This window comes from Novosphingobium sp. (genome assembly GCF_041905565.1).
Lineage (GTDB): Bacteria > Pseudomonadota > Alphaproteobacteria > Sphingomonadales > Sphingomonadaceae > Novosphingobium.
This window is the reverse complement of record NZ_JAYRKX010000001.1, coordinates 48,761-65,888: the sequence shown is the minus strand read 5'-3', so window position 1 is coordinate 65,888 and position 17,128 is coordinate 48,761. Positions and strand designations below refer to the sequence as shown.

General features: G+C 68.1%; 16 protein-coding genes, 1 tRNA gene and 1 pseudogene. 6 read left to right on the top strand and 12 right to left on the bottom strand.

What is annotated here, in order from left to right; all coding sequences use genetic code 11:
• Positions 1-2 precede the first annotated feature (2 nt).
• Entirely contained in the window at positions 3-1,181 is a 1,179-nt protein-coding gene (locus ACE3N9_RS00340) for an RsmB/NOP family class I SAM-dependent RNA methyltransferase (RefSeq protein ID WP_374279713.1), read from the top strand.
• Positions 1,182-1,219: 38 nt separating this feature from the next.
• Positions 1,220-1,726 (top strand): tetratricopeptide repeat protein, encoded by a 507-nt coding sequence (locus ACE3N9_RS00335; protein WP_374279711.1) that lies wholly within the window; start codon positions 1,220-1,222, stop codon positions 1,724-1,726.
• Positions 1,727-1,729: 3 nt separating this feature from the next.
• On the opposite strand, the gene ACE3N9_RS00330 is transcribed toward ACE3N9_RS00335, so the two are convergent.
• The gene (locus tag ACE3N9_RS00330; protein ID WP_374279709.1) at positions 1,730-2,230 is read right to left on the bottom strand and encodes an RNA pyrophosphohydrolase; all 501 of its coding nucleotides are present in this window, start codon (positions 2,228-2,230) and stop codon (positions 1,730-1,732) included.
• A gap of 16 nt (positions 2,231-2,246) precedes the next feature.
• The gene (locus ACE3N9_RS00325; RefSeq protein ID WP_374279707.1) at positions 2,247-3,185 is read right to left on the bottom strand and encodes an alpha/beta hydrolase; all 939 of its coding nucleotides are present in this window, start codon (positions 3,183-3,185) and stop codon (positions 2,247-2,249) included.
• 181 nt (positions 3,186-3,366) lie between these two features.
• Here ACE3N9_RS00325 and ACE3N9_RS00320 point away from each other — a divergent pair, with 181 nt between their 5' ends.
• From ACE3N9_RS00320 to ACE3N9_RS00310, 3 genes are read left to right on the top strand one after another with little or no spacing between them, the layout of a single operon-like run.
• Positions 3,367-5,238 (top strand): 2-oxoacid:acceptor oxidoreductase subunit alpha, encoded by a 1,872-nt coding sequence (locus ACE3N9_RS00320; RefSeq protein ID WP_374279705.1) that lies wholly within the window; start codon positions 3,367-3,369, stop codon positions 5,236-5,238.
• Entirely contained in the window at positions 5,235-6,263 is a 1,029-nt protein-coding gene (locus ACE3N9_RS00315) for a 2-oxoacid:ferredoxin oxidoreductase subunit beta (RefSeq protein WP_374279702.1), read from the top strand. Before ACE3N9_RS00320 ends, ACE3N9_RS00315 begins: the two co-directional genes overlap by 4 nt.
• Before the next feature lie 53 nt (positions 6,264-6,316).
• Positions 6,317-7,684 carry a deoxyribodipyrimidine photo-lyase gene (locus ACE3N9_RS00310; protein ID WP_374279700.1) on the top strand — a complete coding sequence of 456 codons (1,368 nt, stop codon included), beginning with the start codon at positions 6,317-6,319 and terminating at the stop codon, positions 7,682-7,684.
• Here ACE3N9_RS00310 and ACE3N9_RS00305 read toward each other — a convergent pair.
• From ACE3N9_RS00305 to infA, 7 genes are all read right to left on the bottom strand, one after another.
• On the bottom strand, positions 7,673-8,773 hold the full coding sequence (locus ACE3N9_RS00305; protein WP_374279698.1) for a YeiH family protein: 1,101 nt from the start codon (positions 8,771-8,773) through the stop codon (positions 7,673-7,675). The two genes, ACE3N9_RS00310 and ACE3N9_RS00305, sit on opposite strands and share 12 nt — an antisense overlap.
• Before the next feature lie 41 nt (positions 8,774-8,814).
• A tRNA-Phe gene (locus tag ACE3N9_RS00300) sits at positions 8,815-8,890 on the bottom strand.
• A 114-nt stretch (positions 8,891-9,004) separates the two neighbouring features.
• Positions 9,005-10,312 (bottom strand): globin-coupled sensor protein, encoded by a 1,308-nt coding sequence (locus tag ACE3N9_RS00295; RefSeq protein ID WP_374279696.1) that lies wholly within the window; start codon positions 10,310-10,312, stop codon positions 9,005-9,007.
• Positions 10,313-10,403: 91 nt separating this feature from the next.
• Positions 10,404-10,571 carry a DNA gyrase inhibitor YacG gene (gene yacG, locus ACE3N9_RS00290; RefSeq protein WP_374279694.1) on the bottom strand — a complete coding sequence of 56 codons (168 nt, stop codon included), beginning with the start codon at positions 10,569-10,571 and terminating at the stop codon, positions 10,404-10,406.
• Positions 10,568-11,527 (bottom strand): ribonuclease, encoded by a 960-nt coding sequence (locus ACE3N9_RS00285; RefSeq protein WP_374279692.1) that lies wholly within the window; start codon positions 11,525-11,527, stop codon positions 10,568-10,570. Before ACE3N9_RS00285 ends, yacG begins: the two co-directional genes overlap by 4 nt.
• Positions 11,520-12,095, bottom strand: a complete 576-nt coding sequence (locus ACE3N9_RS00280; protein WP_374279690.1) for a nucleoside triphosphate pyrophosphatase — start codon at positions 12,093-12,095, stop codon at positions 11,520-11,522. The genes ACE3N9_RS00285 and ACE3N9_RS00280 overlap by 8 nt, the downstream gene beginning before the upstream one ends.
• Before the next feature lie 9 nt (positions 12,096-12,104).
• Entirely contained in the window at positions 12,105-12,353 is a 249-nt protein-coding gene (gene infA, locus ACE3N9_RS00275; RefSeq protein ID WP_147090742.1) for a translation initiation factor IF-1, read from the bottom strand.
• Positions 12,354-12,626: 273 nt separating this feature from the next.
• Here infA and ACE3N9_RS00270 point away from each other — a divergent pair, with 273 nt between their 5' ends.
• Positions 12,627-15,083: a TonB-dependent receptor domain-containing protein gene (locus ACE3N9_RS00270; RefSeq protein ID WP_374279688.1), complete on the top strand. Its 2,457-nt coding sequence runs from the start codon at positions 12,627-12,629 to the stop codon at positions 15,081-15,083.
• A gap of 108 nt (positions 15,084-15,191) precedes the next feature.
• Here ACE3N9_RS00270 and ACE3N9_RS00265 read toward each other — a convergent pair.
• The 3 genes and pseudogenes from ACE3N9_RS00265 to ACE3N9_RS00255 all read right to left on the bottom strand — a co-directional run.
• Positions 15,192-15,578, bottom strand: a pseudogene (locus ACE3N9_RS00265) (MAPEG family protein); the annotation flags it as partial.
• Positions 15,579-15,583: 5 nt separating this feature from the next.
• Entirely contained in the window at positions 15,584-16,030 is a 447-nt protein-coding gene (locus tag ACE3N9_RS00260; protein WP_374279686.1) for an MAPEG family protein, read from the bottom strand.
• Positions 16,031-16,105: 75 nt separating this feature from the next.
• Entirely contained in the window at positions 16,106-17,083 is a 978-nt protein-coding gene (locus tag ACE3N9_RS00255; protein ID WP_374279684.1) for a threonine/serine dehydratase, read from the bottom strand.
• Positions 17,084-17,128: the final 45 nt, after the last annotated feature.

Genomic DNA, 17,128 nt, shown 5'->3' with positions numbered 1-17,128 from the left:
CCATGACGCCGGGCGCCCGTGTCCAGGCGGCGATCGAGGTGCTGGACCTGATCGTCGCGGCCGCGCGCGCCAAGGGCGCGCCGGCTGACCGCATCCTGGCCGACTGGTTCCGCACGCGGCGCTTTGCCGGCAGCAAGGACCGCCGCGCGGTGCGCGAGCTGGTCTACCGCGCGATCCGCGCCTGCGGAGAGGTCCCCACCAGCGGCCGCGCCGCGATGCTGCTGATCGCCCGGCAGGACCCGGCGGTGACCGCGCTGTTCGACGGGGTGGGGCACGGCCCGGCGCCGATCGGCGCGGACGAGGTGTCCGCCGCGCCCGGCACCGCGCCCGCCTGGCTGGAAGCAGCCCTGGCGCAAAGCGGGATCGAATCTGCCACGATGACCGCGCTGCTGGAGCGTGCGCCGCTCGACATCCGGGTCAACGCCCTCAAGGCCGACCGCGCCGGGATCGACCTGCCGGTTGCGGGAGAGAGGCTGGCCGCCCCGCAGGGCCTGCGCCTGCCGCCCGATACGGCGGTGGAACAATGGCCTGCCTACCAACAGGGCCAGATCGAGGTGCAGGACGGCGGCTCGCAGCTGACCTGCCAGGCCGTGGCCGCTGCCCCCGGTGAAACGGTGGTCGACCTGTGCGCCGGGGCAGGGGGCAAGACGCTCGCCCTGGCGGCGGGCATGGACAATCGCGGCCGGCTGATCGCCTGCGATGTCGACCGCGCGCGGCTGGCCCGGCTCACCCCCCGGGCAGAGCGCGCCGGGGCCGTCCAGATCGAGGAGCGCCTGCTCAACCCCCAGCGCGAGGCCGAAGCGCTGGCGGACCTGGCCGGGCAGGTGGACGCGGTGCTGATCGACGCGCCCTGTTCGGGCACCGGCACCTGGCGCCGCAATCCCGAGGCGCGCTGGCGGCTGACCCCGGCGGAACTGGACCGGCTGACCGCGGTCCAGTCGCGCCTGCTGGACGTTGCCGCCGCCCTGGTGAAGCCGGGCGGGCGGCTGGTCTATGTCACCTGTTCGCTGCTCGATGCCGAAGGGGCGGACCAGATCGCCGCCTTCCTGGCGCGGCATTCCGGCTGGTGCGCGGTCCTGCCGCAGCTGGGCGCCGGGCGTCCGCGCGGGGCCGGGCTGCGGCTCGATCCGCGCCACGACGGGACCGACGGGTTTTTCGTCGCGCGGCTTGAACCCATATGATAGCTAGTCGGCAAATGGCTACGCTCAGGGAGCAGATCATGCGTTTTACCCCGGCCGCCCTCGCGCTTGCGCTGCTGGCGGGCGTCACTTCCAGCATGTCGCACAGTGCGACCCCCAATCCGCTTGATCCGCGCGCTGCTGCGCTGGTCCAGCAGGGCCGGGCCGCGCTGGGGGTGGGCAAGATCGATGAAGCGATCGACGCCTATGAAAGCGCGCTGGCGATCCAGCCGGGGCATGTCGCGATTTATCTCAACCTGGCCGAAGCGACCCGCAAGCAGGGGATGCAGGGCAAGGCGCTGCATTACTACCGTCAGGCGTTGAAGATCGATCCGTCCAACCAGTATGCCATCGCCGGCGAAGGTGCGGCGCTGGTCGAAAAAGGCGCGGTGGAAAAGGCGCGGCGCAACCTGACCCGCCTGCAGCAGCTGTGCGGCGGAGACTGCGCCGCTTCGCTGGAACTGGCCGCCGCGATCCAGAAGGGACCGGCGCCGCAGGTTGTCACCGCCGACCAGGTCAAGCCGCAGTCGATGGTGACGCCGGAATAACCGTCAGATCAGGGCGCGGAATTCGTCCAGCACGGCGCGGTAGACCCGCTTCTTGAACGGCACGATCACTTCGGGCAGCAGGTCCGGCTCAAGCCATTTCCAGTCGCAGAATTCGGGCGGATCGTGCCGTTCCAGATGGATGTCAGCATCCGCGCCGCCGAACCGCGCCAGCACCCAGTGCTGGCGCTGGCCGCGGTACTTGCCCTTCCACAGCTTGCCGATCAATTCGTCCGGCAGGTCGTAAAGCAGTTCCTCGCGCGTCTGGGCGAGCAGGGTGATGTGGCGTTCCTCCACCCCGGTTTCTTCCCACAGCTCGCGCATGGCGGCCTGCATCACTTCTTCGCCATCGTCGATCCCGCCTTGCGGCATCTGCCAATAGACCCCGCCTTCGTCAGGCTGGCCGCGCGTGTCGATCCGCTGGCCGACGAAGACGTGGCCGGACTGGTTGACCAGCATGACGCCCACACAGGGGCGATAGGGGAGATGGACGAAAGGGTCGGTCATGGCCGACCCCTTACCCTCAAACCTGCTGCAACATCAACTTCATCGCCGCAATCACCTTGGCCGTGGCCGCCGCTGCGCTGGGCAGCGCCTTGCGGGTGGAGGAAAAGTCATGCGTCATGCCCGCGATGTGCAGGTACAGCGTATCGACGCCCGCATCGACCAGCTTGGCCGCCATCCGCCGGCCCTGGTCCTGCAAGGGATCAAGCCCCGCCGTGGCGACGATCGTCGGGCACATGCCCTTGGCGCTGGCGTGCAGCGGGAAAGCGCGCGGATCGCCGCTTTTGGGCTGATAGAGCGAATAGAACCATTCCATCACCGCCTTGGTCAGCAGGTGGCCTTCACCAAAGTTTTCCATCGAGCCGTCCTGCGATTCGTCGGTCGCGGGATAGAGCAGCACTTGCAGCAGCATCGGCGCGGCGGCCGGCTGGTCGCACAGCGCGCGGGCGGTGACCGTGGCGAGGTTCCCCCCGGCGCTGCCGCCGATGGTGATCAGGCCAGTGACCGTGCGGCCAAGTTCCGCCGGGCTTGCGGCCAGCCAGCGTGCGGCGGCCTCGCAATCGTCGGGCGCGGCGGGGAAGGGGTGTTCCGGCGCCAGGCGATAGTGGACCGCCAGCACCGGCAGGTCGAGTTCGGCCGACAGCTCGGTGCACAGTGAATTGTGCGTATCAAGGTCGCCGATCACGAAGCCGCCGCCGTGGAAGAACAGCACCACCGGCGAAGGATCGCGGCTTTCCCGCACGTCATAGAACCGCACCGGAATGTCACCGGCGGGGCCGGGGCAGGTCAGGTCCTTGATCACTGCCATGGGGCGCGGATCGGCCTCGGTCATGGCCTTTAGGCCCAGATAGCCGGCGCGCTGTTCTTCGGCCACCAGCGCCTCGGGCTTGGGCAGGCTGTTCGCCAGGGCCAGGAACCCGGCGACGTCTTCACGGATCAGGGGGGTGGAATCGGTCATGGGGGAATCCTCTCGGGTTATCGTTTAATCGACAGGTTAAATTGCCGAATGCCACTTGACTAGCCGCCTTGGCGGCCCTTTGGTGGAATTGGCGGCAGGACAGTTTTTCTTGATTGCCCGCCGCGCAGGGAGGGGATTAGGCGCAGGTCCAAGGCGTCAGTCCGCCTGACAAGGAACAAGCATGGCCACGCAACTCGCCGAAACCGAAACCCGCTCCAGCAATGCCCCCGATGCCGTCGTTGTCCGTTTTGCCGGGGACTCCGGCGACGGGATGCAGCTGACCGGCGGACAGTTTACCCTGTCGACCGCGCTGTCGGGCAACGATCTTGCTACTTTCCCCGATTTCCCCGCCGAAATCCGCGCGCCGCAGGGCACGCTGTTCGGCGTGTCGGCGTTCCAGATCAACTTCGGCTCGACCGAGATCGACACCGCCGGGGACGCGCCCGACGTGCTGGTGGCGATGAACCCGGCCGCGCTGAAGACCAACGTCCAGGCGCTGAAAGCCGGCGGTCTGATCATTGCCGACACTGGCGAGTTCACCAAGCGCAACCTCGAAAAGGCCAAGTACGATGCCAACCCGATCGAGGATGGCAGCCTGGCCAAGTGGAAGGTGCTGGCCTTCGATATCAGCGCGCTGACGCTGGAATCGGTCAAGCCGTTCGGCCTGGGCAACAAGGAAGCCCTGCGCTGCAAGAACATGTGGACGCTGGGTCTGGCGCTGTGGATGTTCGACCGTGACCGCGCTCCGCTGGTCGAATGGCTGAACAACAAGTTCAAGAAGAACCCGGTGCTGGCCGAAGCCAACATCGCCGCGCTCAACGCGGGCCACGCTTACGGCGAAACCGCGGAACTGGGCGGGCAGCTGCACCAGACCCACCTTGATCCGGTGCCGAGCCCGGCGGGCCTGTACCGCACGGTCACCGGCGCGGAATCGGTCGCGCTGGGGCTGGTCGTCGGCGCGCAGCTGGCGGAATTGCCGATGTTCTTCGGCGGCTATCCGATCACCCCGGCCAGCTCGATCCTGCATTACCTTGCGGGGATGAAGGAATACGGCGTCACCACCTTCCAGGCGGAAGACGAAATCGCCGCCATCGCCAGCGCGATCGGCGCCAGCTATGCCGGACACCTGGGGGTTACCTCCTCGTCCGGGCCGGGCATCGCGCTCAAGGGTGAGGCGATGGGCCTGGCGGTGATGACCGAGCTGCCGCTGGTGATCGTCAACTCGCAGCGCGGCGGTCCTTCCACCGGCCTGCCGACCAAGACCGAGCAGAGCGACCTTTACCAGGCGGTCTATGGCCGCAACGGCGATACGCCGCTGCCGGTGATCGCCGCGCGCAGCCCGTCCGACGCGTTCGATTGCACGATCGAGGCGTGCCGGATCGCGGTGCAGTACATGACCCCGGTGATGCTGCTGACCGATGGCTACATCGCCAATGCCGCCGAACCGTGGCAGGTGCCCGACGTCAGCGCGTACAAGCCGTTCCCGGTGCAGTTCCTGCAGGAACCCAACGGCCCTGACGGCACGCTGCTGCCCTATGCCCGCGACGAAAAGGGCGCGCGCCCGTGGATCAAGCCCGGCACCCCCGGCCTGATGCACCGCATCGGCGGGATCGAGAAGAACCCCGGCACCGGCAACCTCGATTACAGCCCCGGCGCGCACCAGGCGATGACCGACGCGCGCAAGGCCAAGGTCGATGGCGTGGCCAAGGGCATTCCCGCGCAGGAAGTCACTCTGGGCAACGACAAGGGCAAGCTGGCCGTGGTCGGCTGGGGCAGCACTTACGGCCCGATCCACCAGGCCGTGCGCCGCGCCCGGGCCAAAGGGCTGGACGTCAGCCACATCCACGTCCGCCACATCTGGCCGCTGCCGGAAAACCTGGGCGACCTGCTGCGGGGCTATGACAAGATCCTGGTCCCCGAAATGAACACCGGCCAGTTCAAGACCGTGCTGCGCGACCAGTTCCTGGTCGATGCCCGCCCGCTCAACAAGACGAGCGGCCAGCCGTTCACCATTGCCGAAATTGAGGCAGCGATCGAAGGAGCGCTGGCATGAACGCGATTGCCCCCATGACCACCACCCTCAAGGACTGGGAATCGGACCAGGAAGTCCGTTGGTGCCCCGGCTGCGGTGACTACGCCATCCTGAAGGCGGTGCAGCGCACTCTGCCTGATCTGGGCGCGAACCCGGCCAACACGGTGTTCGTTTCGGGCATCGGCTGCTCGAGCCGGTTCCCCTATTACATGGCGAGCTATGGCTTCCACACCATCCACGGCCGCGCCCCGGCCTTTGCGACGGGCATCAAGCTGTCGAACCCCGAACTCGACGTCTGGCTGGTCACGGGTGACGGCGATGGCATGTCGATCGGCGGGAACCACACGTTCCACCTGATCCGCCGCAACCTGAACATTCAGATCATGCTGTTCAACAACGAGATCTACGGGCTGACCAAGGGGCAGTATTCGCCCACCAGCCGCGTTGGCACCAACAGCCCGACCTCGCCGATGGGGTCGGTCGACCGGCCGGCCAGCCCCTGTGCCTTCGCGCTGGGCGCGGGCGGGCGGTTCATCGCCCGCGGGTTCGACGTGTCGAAGCATCTGCCCGACGTGCTCAAGGCCGCCCATGCCCACCAGGGCGCGGCTTTTGTCGAGATCTTCCAGAACTGCATCGTCTACAACAAGGACCGGTTCGAGGACTTCGCCGCCCCCAAGGGCGCCGAGGACCGCCAGCTGTGGCTGAAGAACGGCGAACCCATGCTGTTCGGTTCCGAGAAGACCGGCGGCACCAAGGGCATCGCGCTCGACGCCGAGCAGCTGACGCTGAAGGTGGTCGACGTGGTCGATGGCGATTGGCAGGCCGCCGGCGTGCTGGTCCATGACGTGACCAACCGTTCGGTCGCGCACATGCTGGTCGAAATGCCGTTCGGGCCGTTCCCGATGGCGCTGGGCGTGATCTATGACGATCCGCGCCCGACTTACGAGGTCGAACTGCTGGGCCAGGACGCCAAGGCGCGCGAAGGCAAGAACACCGACCTGTCGAAGCTGCTGGCCAAGGGTCAGACCTGGACGGTCGAGCACTGACCGTCCCGCAGGGACATATTGGCGGCCCGGGCCTCTGCGCCTAGGCCGCCGGTATGACTGCTCCTTCAATCGTATGGCTGCGCCGCGACCTGCGGCTGGGCGATCAGGCTGCCTTGCTGGCGGCCTGCGCGGCTGGGCCGGTGATCCCGGTCTATGTGCTGGACGATGAAACCGCGCGCCACCGCCGGATGGGCGGGGCATCGCGCTGGTGGCTGCACCATTCGCTCGCCAGTCTGGACGCGGCGCTGCGCCAGCGCGGCTCGCGCCTGATCCTGCGGCGCGGCAAGAGCGACGAAGTGCTGGCGGCGCTGGCCGGGGAGACCGGCGCGCAGGTCGTCCACGCCTTGCACCATTACGAGCCGTGGTGGCGCAATGCGGAACGCGCGGTAGCGGCGCGGCTGGCGCTGCACCTGCATCACGGCAATTACCTTGCCCCGCCGGGCTCGGTGCTGACGGGCAGCGGCACGCCGTTCAAGATCTACACCCCGTTCTGGCGCGCGCTGAACGAACGAATGCCGCCCGCGCCGCCACTGCCCGCGCCGGAGCACATTCCCGCGCCTGCAAACTGGCCGGACAGCGACCGACTCGACGATTGGGCGCTGCTGCCGACCGCGCCCGACTGGGCGGCAGGTTTCCGCGCCGAATGGACTCCGGGCGAGGAGGGCGCGCTGGCCCGGCTCGATGCCTTCGTCGCGCGCGCCGCGCGCTATCAGCAGCGCCGCAACTTTCCCGCGCAGGAAGGCACCTCGCGGCTGTCGGCCCACTTGCACTTCGGGGAGATTTCACCGGCGACCATATGGCACGCGGTGGCCGGGGCCGGCGGCAGCGTCGATACCTTCCTGGGCGAACTCGGCTGGCGCGAATATGCCCAGAACGTGATCGCGCAGTTCCCCGATTACGGCACCCGCAATGCCCGCCCGGCCTATGACGCCTTGCCCTGGCGCGAGGGGGCGGAGGCCGAGGCGGACCTCAATGCCTGGCAGCAAGGCCGCACCGGCTATCCCATCGTCGATGCCGGGATGCGCCAGCTGTGGCACACCGGCTGGATGCACAACCGGGTGCGGATGATCGTGGCCAGCTTCCTGATCAAGCACCTGCTGATCGATTGGCGGCGGGGCGAGGAATGGTTCTGGGACACGCTGATCGACGCCGATTACGCGCAGAACGCGGTCAACTGGCAATGGAGCGCCGGGACCGGGGTGGACAGCAACATGTTCGTGCGGATCATGGCCCCGCTGACGCAAAGTCCCAAGTTCGATGCGGCCGAATATATCCGCCAATGGGTGCCGGAACTGGCGCACCTGCCCGAAGCGGCGATCCACGATCCGCCGCTGCCGGTGCGCGGCTATCCGCGCAAGCTGGTGGAACATCCCGCCGGCCGCGCCCGCGCGCTGGCAGCGCATCAAACGCTAAAGCAGTAGCACCGCAAAGCCCAGCGCACAGCCAAAGCTGATCACTGTGGCCGCCAGCACCGGCACGGTCGCGCGCCAGCCCATTTCCATCAGCAGGTCCATCCGGCTGCGCATCGCCGTGGCGGTGACCGCCAGCAGCAGCAGCGCCTTTGATCCCACCAGCGCGCCGTGCGCCAGTTCCTTTGGCACGGTTACCACACTGTTGAGCGCGACCGTGGCGAGGAAGGCGGTGATGAACCAGGGCAGGGCCAGGCGCTTCCACACCGGCTGCCCGGCCGCTTCGCCGGGTGCGCCGATTGCCAGAGTGACCAGTGCGACAACGGGGGCCAGCAGGGCGACGCGGGCCAGCTTGACGATCGTGGCATAGGCGCCGGCCTCATCGGAAAAGGCATAGCCCCCGCCGATGGCCTGGGCGACATCATGGATCGAGGCGCCGATCAGGAACCCCGCCTGCTGGTGGCTCAGCGCAAATTCGCCCGCCAGGACCGGATAGACCGACATGGCCATGGCGCTCGCCAGCGAGACGCCGACCAGCGTCAGCGCAAATTGCGCCTGGCTCAGCCGGTCCTTGCCGATCACGCCATACAGCGCCAGCGCCGCGCTGGCACCGCAAATCGCGGTCGCGCCGCCGGCCAGCATCCCGGCATAGCTGGACTGGCCGAACAGCCGCGCACCCAGCATTCCGGCAAAGAAGGTTGCGGTCATCACCACCAGCAGCGCACCGAACGGCGCGGCGCCCAGCGCGGTGATCTGGCCGAAAGTCACTTGCAGCCCCAGCACGACAATGCCGATTCGCAGGCAGGTGCGGCTGGCGAAATCGAGTCCCTTGTGGGTCTTGGGCTCGCGCGCGATGAAATTGAGCGAGAGGCCGATCAGCAGGCCGAGCAGGATAATCGGAAAGCCGTAATGGTCCGACAGCCAGGCCGCGGCCGCTGCCGCGACGCCGCAGATCGCCAGGCCGGGAAAATAGCTGTCCTTTTCCGGCGCGGGCTGCGGCGCGGTCTCGGCCAGATGCAGTTCGCCATAGAGATCGCCGCCGTATGGCAACGATTCCCAGTCGATCCCGCTGCTCGCGGGCTTGCTCCCCCCCTGTGTCATGCGGAGTTGTTAGACACCACGCCCGCTTGCAGCAAGGGCAGTGGTGCCCGGGGACGGAATCGAACCGCCGACACCATGATTTTCAGTCATGTGCTCTACCAACTGAGCTACCCGGGCAGCGCTGCGGCGACGGTCCGTTGTGTGGACCGGCGAGCGGCTGGAAGCGCGCCTATGGCGAAGTGCGCCGCGCTTGGCAACCCCCTTTGGCAGCCTTGTTTGGCAAGTGCCGGTTCAGGCCGCCAGGCGCTGGCTGTCGATCTCGCCCGTCCCGACTGGAGCCGCCGCGTCCGGCGTGGTCGCGGTCTTGCGAAAGCGCATGACCAGGCGGGCCAGCGCGGTGGTCTTGTCAGCCAGGGTGCGCGACAGGGCGGTGGCCTGTTCGGCCATTGCCGCGTTCTGCAGCGTCGTGCCTTCGATCCGGCCGACGGCTTGCGAGACTTCGTCCAGCGCCCGTTCCTGCATGGCCCGATGGCTGGTGACCTGGTTGATCATCGCCAGCACGGTATCCATCCGCGCGACGATTGCGCGGGCAGCCTCGCCGGTCTGGCTGACCAGCGCGGCGCCGGTGCTGACCTGGGCGGTGCTGGCGTCGATCAGCGCCTTGATGTCGCGCGCGGCATCGGCGCTGCGCTGGGCCAAGGCGCGCACTTCGCTGGCGACCACGGCAAAGCCCTTGCCGGCATCGCCGGCGCGGGCAGCCTCGACCCCGGCGTTCAGGGCCAGCAGGTTGGTCTGAAAGGCGATCCCGTCGATCACGTCGGTGATGTGGCCGATTCGCCGCGACGATGCCTCGATCTCGGTCATCGCCGCGACCGCTTCGCCGACCACGTCCTCGCAGCGCTGCGCCTGGGTGCGGGTCTGGTCGAATTCGGCAGTCATGTTCTGCGAAGTGGCCCCGGCGGCCTGGCCCTCGGCCTCGCTGCGCAGCATCGCCTCGACCGTGCGGTTCAGGTCATTGGCCTGCTGTTCGGTGCGCAGCGCCAGATCGTGGGACGATCCGGTCAATTCGCGCGCGGTCCCTTCCAGGTGCAGCGCAACCAGAGCGACTTCCTCCAGCGTCGCGTCAAGCACCATGGAAATCGCCACGTTCATGTCGAACAGCGCGGCGCGCACCAGCGTGGCATTGGCGCGGGCGCGGCGGCGCACGCCGGGCAGCCAGCCCAGCCACCCCGCGCAGGTCTGCCGCTGGATCAGCTCGCCCAGGATGAAGGCATAGCCGCCGAAATAGAGATGCGGTTCCAGCCCGATGCGCGCGTGGGTGCGGCCGATGCGCTCCGCCCGTTCGAGGTATTCCGGGCCGATCGGCTGCGAAAACAGCAAGGTCCAGTGTTCGAACTGGGTGCGCTTGGCCGCTTCGATCCGTTCCTCGCTGGCGAAGTAGGTGCGGGCCTGGGGATTGGCGCGGATCCGGTCGTAGAAGCGTTCGACGATGTCGCTGCCGTGGCGGCGCAGCACCTTGCTGATCAGGCGAAAGCCCGCTCCGTAATCGCGCGGGCCAAGGCCGTGAAAGTCCAGGCTGGTTTCGAGCTGTTCGGTCATTGGCGGCTTTGCCCCCGGTGCGGGTTTCCAGCCCGCAGGGGTAGCGCGGCCATGGCAAATACCGCGTTGCCGGCGGGCCCGGGGAAGCTACCTAGTTGCCGTCGTCCTCGCGCTCGGCGGGCGGCCCGGGCAGGGCGTAGCCATCGTCGAGCCAGCGCACCAGGTCGCGGTCGCGGCAGCGGGCCGAGCAGAACGGGCTATGCTCGGCGGCGCGGGGTTTGCCGCAGATCGGGCACTTGCGGGTGGGGGCGATGCTCATGCCGCTACCGCCTGCGCGAAGGCGGCGTCCAGTGCAAGGCCCTCCTGCTCGGTCCAGCGCAGTTGCCGCCCCGTGCGGCGGGCCAGCTCGGCCTCCCACTCGGGCCGCACGGCCCGGCGCACGGCGGGATGCGCGCTCAGCAGCAGCACGCCGGGGTCCTGGACCGCTTCGGCGCGGCGCAGCAGCAGCCGGGCCGCCGCGCCCGCCCTGTCGCGCGCCAGCAGCGCCAGCAGCGAAGGCCGCTCGAGCCGGGCGACCAGCTGGACGAAGCCGAAGCCGTTCATCGCCGTGCGCTCATGCGGCCAGTGCGCCAGGGCCGCGCCCAGCGCCTGGTCGACCGCGCGGCGATCCGCCTTGTCGGACAGGGTGGGAAAGTCGATCCCGATCGATCCCGCCAGGTCCAGCTGGCCGATCGCCTGGGCGAGGGCGGGAACCGCCGCCAGCGCCAGCTCGCGCGGGGGCAGCGCGCCGTCGATGTCGATCAGGGTCATCGCCGGGGTCGCGCTGACGGTCAGCGCCCCGCCGGGAAAATCGAACTGCCCGGACCAGGCCTGGATGAACACCTCGTCCCACAGGGCGGGGGGAAAGGCATGGACCTCGCGCCCGCCGGTCTGCTCGGCCAGGGTGGGGGCAGGGCGGAGCGGCTCGTCGCTCGGGCGGGCCTGGGCGAGCTTGAAGCGGCCGCGTTCAGACATCGCGGCGCGGGTGACTTTGAGGCGGAGCGGGGCGCCTTCGCTGGCGGCGGGGGGCAGGCTGTCGACCAGCGCCTCCTCGCCGTTGGTAAAGCGCGCGGTGCCGCGTCTAGACCCTTTGGTGCGCGTGGTCAGCACCGCGGTGTCGACCAGGCCGGACTCCAGCCCGCCAGGCCAGCGCAGCCGCGCGGCCAGCACTTCGTCATGGTCGATCAGCAGCGCGCGGTCTTCACCGATGCCGCGTTCGACCAGCCACTCAGCCAAGGGGGAATCCCGCCGCCTTGAGCAGCGCTCGCGTCTCGAACAGGGGCAGGCCGACCACGCCCGAATGGCTGCCGCCGATCCAGGCGATCAGCCCTTCGGCGCTGCCCTGGATTGCGTAACCGCCTGCTTTTCCGTGCCATTCGCCGCCGGCAAGGTAGGCGGCCACTTCCTCGGCCGAGAGCTGCTTGAAGCGCACGACCGTTTCCGACAGGCGCTCGCGCAGCGTTCCATCCGGCGCTTTCAGCGCGACCGCCGACAGCACCCGGTGGCGCCGGCCCGACAGCAGTTCAAGGCAACGCCGCGCGGTCGCCTCGTCCTCGGCCTTGGGCAGAATCCGGCGGCCGCAGGCGACCACCGTATCGCCGGCCAGCACGAAGGCATCCGGGGAGGTAACCGCCAGCGCCTTTTCCCGCGCCATGCGCCCGGCATAGGCGCGCGGATCCTCAAGCTTGCGCGGGGTTTCATCGATGTCTGCGGCGGAAATCCCGGCAGGCTCAATCCCCAACCGCGCGATCAGTTCACGGCGGCGAGGGCTGGCAGAGGCAAGGATCAGGGCAGGCGCGGTCACGCGCCGGGCTTAGCCGAACTGGCCGGGGCCGCCACGGCCGGGCATGAAGCGGTAGGTAATGCGCCCCTTGGTCAGGTCATAGGGGGTCAGTTCCACCAGGACTTCATCGCCAACCAGCACGCGGATGCGGTTCTTGCGCATCTTGCCGGCGGTGTGGCCAAGGATTTCGTGGTCGTTTTCCAGGCGGACGCGGAACATGGCGTTCGGCAGCAGTTCCACCACCGTGCCACGCATTTCTAGCAGTTCTTCCTTCGCCATCCGCGCTCAATATCCGTAAGAGTTCAGCTTCATTGCGGCGCCCCATAGCCCCGCGGGCGCGAAAAGGGAAGCCTTAGGCGCATTTGCCGCATTTGGCATTGTATTGCGGGCGCGCGACAAATTGTTACGCGGTGATATATTGCCATTCACGGACCGTTCGGCCAACGAGCGACATGGGAACGGGAGGGGCGGTTAAAACCCCTGATTTCAAGCCATAAGTGGAACGAAAAGCCCGTGAATGCCAACCTCTCCCTGATCGCCCTGGCCGCCGTCATGGCTGCCTCGCCCGCCCAGGCCCAGGAAGCGCCCGCCGATCCCGCGCCAGTCGCAGCCGATCAGGATGGGCAGGACACCGGCACCGAAATCCTGGTCGTGGCCGAACGGGTGCGCGGGCAGGTCGATGCGCCGCAGCCGCCGATCGCGACGTTTGATGAGAGGGAAGTGGCCGCGCTTGGCGCCTCCTCGATCACCGACGTTCTGACCCGGATCGCGCCGCAGACGGGTTCGGGCCGTGGGCGCGGTGATGGCCCTCCGGCGATCCTGGTCAATGGCCAGCGGATCACCAGTTTCCGCGAGATGCGCAATTATCCGCCCGAAGCGATCAAGAAAGTCGAAGTGCTGCCCGAGGAAGTCGGCCTGCGTTATGGCTTTGCGCCCGATGCGCGGGTGGTGAACTTCATCCTCAAGGACAATTACACCAGCAAGCGGGTCGAGGCGGAATATGCCGTGCCGACGCGGGGCGATTGGGGCGCCGGACAGTTCGAGGCGACCGCGCTCAAGCTGAAGGGGCCGCAGCGCTTCTCGCTGACAGTCACCGCCGAGGATACCAGCCCGCTGACCGAAGTCGAGCGGCCGGTGGTCCAGTCGGTGCTCCGCAGCGTGGCCAGCGATCCGGATCCGGCGGCCAACCGCACGCTGATCGCGGATTCGCGCAACCTAGGTCTCAACCTCAGCTGGGCCAAGGGGCTCGGCCAGGGCGGGACTGGCGGCCAGATCAGCGCCAATGCCAATCTCAGCCAGGACGACAGCCTGAGCCTCTCTGGCCTTGATGTGGTGCAACTGACCGCGCCGGGCGGGGCAACCGTGCTGCGCACCTTGGGTGATCCGCTGGAACGCCGCAGCCGCACGCGCACGGTGCAGGGCGGGGCGGGGATCAACACCTTCCTGGGCCTCTGGCGGCTGAGCGCGACGATCGATGCGAGTCACGCGGAAGGCACCACCTGGATCGACCGCCGGGCCGATACCACCGCGCTGGTCGCGGCGGCAGCGGCGGGCACGCTGTCGGTTACGGGCACGCTGCCCGGCGTGACGAATGCGGGGCGCGATGTGGCTCGGACCAATTCCGACCGGGTGGACAGCCTGGTCACCCTGGTTGGTCGGCCGCTGCGCCTGCCGGCAGGCGAAGTGACCACCACGCTCAAGGCCGGCTACACCTGGCTGGGTTACGACAGCGAGGATTCGCGTACCGTCACCGGTCCTGTCTCGCTGACCCGCAACCGGGTGATCGGAGGCGTCAATGTCGCGATTCCGCTGACCAGCCGGCGCGAGCATTTCCTGTCCGGCGTGGGCGATGTGGCGCTGAACCTCAGCGCCGACCGGACCCATGTGTCCGACTTTGGCCAGGTCAACAGCTGGAGCACCGGGCTGACCTGGTCGCCCACTGGCAAGCTGGGCCTGCAAGCCAGCTATATCGCCAACGAGGCGGCGCCGGCGATCAGCCAGCTGGGCAACCCGCTGACCCAGACCTTCAACGTCCCGATCTACGATTTCACGCGTGGCGAAACCGTGCTGGCCACGGTGATCGGCGGGGGCAACCCGCTGCTGAAAAAGGAACGCCAGCGCGACCTGAAGCTGGGGGCCAACTGGCAGCTGCCGGTGCTGGCCAATTCGAACCTGGTACTCGAATACTTCCGCAATCGCTCGAACGACGTGACGGCAAGCCTGCCGCTGCTGACCCCGGCGATCGAAGCGGCCTATCCGGGGCGGGTGATCCGCGATGCCAGCGGACGGATCGTGACAGTGGACCAGCGCCCGGTCACCCTGGCCGAGCAGACCAGTTCGCGCCTGCGCTGGGGCTTCAACCTGTCCGGCTCGCTGGGCAAGGCTGCGCCCGGTGGCGGCGGCGGCGGGATGATGGGCATGGGTGGTGGCGGTCCGCGCCCGGCTGGCGGCCCTCCGGCTGGAGGCGGCATGCGCGGCCCCGGTGGCGGCGGTCCGCGCGGCGGCATGATGGGGATGATGGGTGGCGGCAGCGGCCAGGGGCGGTGGAACCTGGCGCTGTACCATACCGTCCAGTTTAGCAACGAAGTGCTGGTGGTGCCGGGCGGTCCGGTGCTGGACCTGCTGGGCGGCGATGCGCTCAGCGCTGGCGGCACGCCGCGAAATGCGCTCGAAATGAATGGCGGGTGGTTCTATCGCGGCTTCGGGATGTTCGCCAACGGCAGCTGGACCGCGCCGACGCGGGTCAAGGCCAGCGGCGCGCCGGGCACCAGCGATCTGCGCTTTGGCAGCGTGACCAAGCTGAACGTCAACCTGTTCGTCGACATGGCGCAGCAGTTCAAGGACAAGCCGTTCTGGAAGGGCACGCGCCTGTCGCTACGGGCGGAAAACCTGTTTGATTCGCGCCAGAAGGTCACCGATGCCAGCGGCGCGGTGCCGATCTCGTACCAGGCTGACTACATGGATCCGCGCGGCCGGGTAATCGAGGTTGAATTTCGCAAGATGTTCTGAAATTCGCGGGGTCCGACGTGCCGGATCGCGCAATGAGGCGGCGGCCGGGTGGCCCGGCCGCCCCCCCGGTGCGTTGTGGGACCACCCGATCAGCCGGTGCAGTGTAAGCGCCCTCAGGCCCAGGCTGGACCAAGCGACCAACATGAAACGCACCATCACCCGGTTGGAAATCGCCTGGACCAGCGAATGGGCGATGCGCAGGCCGACATAGGCCCAGGCCAGCTGCGCGTTCAGCCCATCGCCCTGGCCGACCAGCGCCAGCGCCAGCACCACCGCGTAGAACACGGTTGGCGCTTCGTGCAGGTGGTTGTAATTGTGGGCGATCCACTGGACCTTACCCGGCAGCACGGCGTCAAGATCCTTGCCGGTGCCGCCGACCAGCGTTTTGCTGTCGATCTTGGCGGCGTTCATCGCCGGGATGCGGGTGGCATACATCCACAGCCACATCACCATGGTCCAGCCCGCCAGTACGGCGAGCGGTTTGAGCACTTCCATTCCAATCATGCGGCAACTCCCTTGGCCAGCGCGGTCAATTCAAAGGCGTGGATGGCCAGCAGGACCAGGCACACCGTGGACAGGATAAACAGGGAAAAGCGGACGGGGATCGTGTTCACCGTGGCCTGCCACAGCGAATGCAGCACCCGCAGCGCGACATAGCCCCAGGCAATCGCCACGTCGCCCGGATTGGGGCCCATCAGGGCCAGGATAAGCACCACCGGATAGAAGATGGTCGGCTGTTCCATCAGGTGGGAATAGTTGTGGCTTTTCCACTGCACCTGGTCGGGCAGGACCCCGTCAAGGTTCTGGCCGCGCCCGCCGGGCGGGGCGCTCTTCACGTTGACGCCCAGCTTGGCCATCGCCGGAAACCGTGTCGCGGCTGTCCAGACCAGCATGATGAGCGACCACAGCACCAGCGCGGCGGCTGGCGCGAGCATCTGCGCCTGCATGATTGTTCTCCCCCTCGTTTTTTGCGAACCGAGTGGGGCGAGGGTGTGCCTTGTGACAACGATTGTCAAACGCAACTAATCGCTGTTTTGCAGCACCTTGGCAAAGCTGGCGGGATCGGTGTTGCTGCCGGTCAGCATGATCGCGGTGCGCCCGTCCACCGGGGCCTTGCCCGCCAGCACCGCCGCCAGCGCCGCCGCGCCACCCGGTTCCAGCACCAGATGCAGCACGCTGAAGGCCCAGCGCTGCGCGGCGCGCACTTCCGCCGGGCTGACCGCCAGGCCATAGGCGCAGCGCTCCTTGAGCACCGCAAAGTTGATCGGCCAGGTCGCGGGCGTTTGCAGCGCGTCGCAGGCAGTGGGCGGGGCATCGGCGGCCACGCGCTGGATCTCGCCGCTGGCCAGGCTGCGGCAGACATCGTCCCAGCCTTCAGGTTCGACCGGGATCACTTCCGCATCGGGGCAAGCCAAGGCCAGCCCGGCAGTCAGCCCGCCGCCGCCGCACGGAGTGACGATCCGTGTCGGCCCGTCCAGTCCGCGCGCCTGCATTTGCGCCACGATTTCCAGCCCCGCGCTGCCCTGGCCCTCGATCACCCAGGGATCGGCATAGGCGTGGACCAGCGTTGCGCCGCGTTCGGCGCAGAGGCGGCTAGCCACCGCGTCGCGGTCCTCCCCGCCGGGGCGGTCGTACAACACCACTTCGGCGCCCAGCGCGCGGGTGGCGGCCAGCTTCACCTGCGGCGCATCCACCGGCATGACGATGGTCGCGCGGATGCCCAGTCGCCGCGCTGCCCAGGCCACGCCCTGCGCGTGGTTGCCGCTGGACACGCCGACCACGCCGGCCGCGCGCTCGGCTTCCGACAGGTCGCTCAGCCGGTGCCAGGCACCGCGAATCTTGAACGCGCCGATCGGTTGGAGGCAATCGGCCTTGGACCACACGGTATGGCCGTTGATTTCAGCCTCCAGCAGGGGTGTCTGCGGCAAAAGCTGTGCTATCTTGGCTTCGGCCCGGGCGACGCCTTCCGGACTGGGGCTGCGCATTTGTTGTGCTGTCATGAAACAATCCTATATGCGCGCCATCGCGTCCGCAAAGGAGATTCG